General features: G+C 68.2%; 1 protein-coding gene. It reads left to right on the forward strand.

Going from position 1 to position 1,532, the window contains the following annotated elements; translation table 11 throughout:
• Window positions 1-141: 141 nt before the first annotated feature.
• On the forward strand, window positions 142-1,532 hold a 1,391-nt coding region (locus DCI01S_RS16400; RefSeq protein WP_082767901.1), incomplete at its 3' end, for an IS1182 family transposase.

The following is a 1,532-nucleotide window of genomic DNA, read 5'->3' on the forward strand; positions in this document are numbered from 1 at the left end:
GCGTGGGTCAGTAACACGCCAGTTCAGGTCCGCTGATGGGGCGGGTTCGGCGGGATAATTGTCGTCATGGGCGAGGAAGGGTTGTTCGCCGCCGAGGAGTTCCGCGTCGAGCGGGCTGACCGGCAGGGCGAGGTCGAGCCGGTGGGCGCAGGCAAGACATTTCGGGCGTTCGACCCGGGCCAGGGGTTGTTGCTGCCGCCGTCGCTGGATGACTGGCTTCCGGCCGATCATCTGGCACGGTTCGTGGCGGATCTGGTCGATGAGCACCTGGATTTATCGCGGATCTACGTCTCCTACCAGGAGGGGCGCGGGGCCCCGCCGTACGATCCGCGGTTGATGGTGCGGTTGCTGATCTTCGGCTACACCACGGGGGTGCGCTCCTCCCGCGGGATCGAGAAGGCCTGCACCGACATCGTCGCTTTCCGGTGGTTGGCGGCCGGGGCGGCCCCGGACTACCGCGCGATCGCCAGGTTTCGCAAGAGGCACCTGGCCGCGCTGGGCAACCTGTTCTTGCAGGCGTTGGCGTTGTGCCAGGCCGCCGGGATGGTCACGCTTGGACAGGTCGCGCTGGATGGGACGAAGCTGCGGGCGAACGCCTCCAAACGCAAGGCCATGTCGTACGCGCGGCTGACGGACAAGGAGAAGGTACTGGCCCAGGAGGTCTCCGATCTGCTGGCCGCCGCCGAGGCCATCGACAAGGCCGAGGACGCCAAGTTCGGCAAGAACCGGCGCGGGGACGAGCTGCCCGATGAGCTGGCCCGCCGAGAGTCTCGCCTGGTCAAGCTGCGCCAGGCCAAAGCTGCTCTGGAAGCCGACGCCGCCGCCGATGCGGCGGAGAAGGCTGAGGCTAAGGCCCGCGGTAAGGGCGAAGACGAAGACACCGTCGCGCAGAAGGCCGCTGAGGCCGCCGAGCGCGCCACGCCCAGGCCGAAGGCCCAGCGCAACTTCACCGACCCGGAGTCGAAGATCATGCTCACCGGGGACGGGTCGTTCGCTCAGTGCTACAACGGCCAGGCCGTGGTCGATGCCGCCCATCAGATCATCGTGGCGGCCGAGGTCAACGACTGTGCCGCCGACGTCGGCAACCTCATCCCCATGACCGAGCAGGCCATCAGCAACACGGGGCAGGCCCCGAAGCAGATGCTCGCCGATGCCGGGTACTGCTCAGCCGCGAACCTCGCCGCCTCCGCCGAGGTCACCGGCGAGCAGGGCACCGAGTTCTTCATCGCCACCGGACGACAGCGCAGCGGGGAACCGGCGCCGATCGCCCCCCGGGGACCGATCCCGGCCAGCGCCACGGACAAGCAGCGCATGGCCCGCAAGCTCGCCACGAAGAAAGGCCGAGCGGTCTACGCCCGGCGCAAAGCGATCGTCGAACCGGTCTTCGGACAGATGAGCACCCTGCAGAACGGCAAGCAACTCCTGATTCGCGGTCTGGACGCCGCCCGCGGTGAATGGCTACTGCTCGCTGCCTGCCACAACCTGCGAAAGCTCCACGGTCATATCGGCGCCACCGGGCTCGGCGGCCTCCA

Source organism: Dietzia cinnamea NBRC 102147 (assembly GCF_001571065.1).
GTDB lineage: Bacteria > Actinomycetota > Actinomycetes > Mycobacteriales > Mycobacteriaceae > Dietzia > Dietzia cinnamea.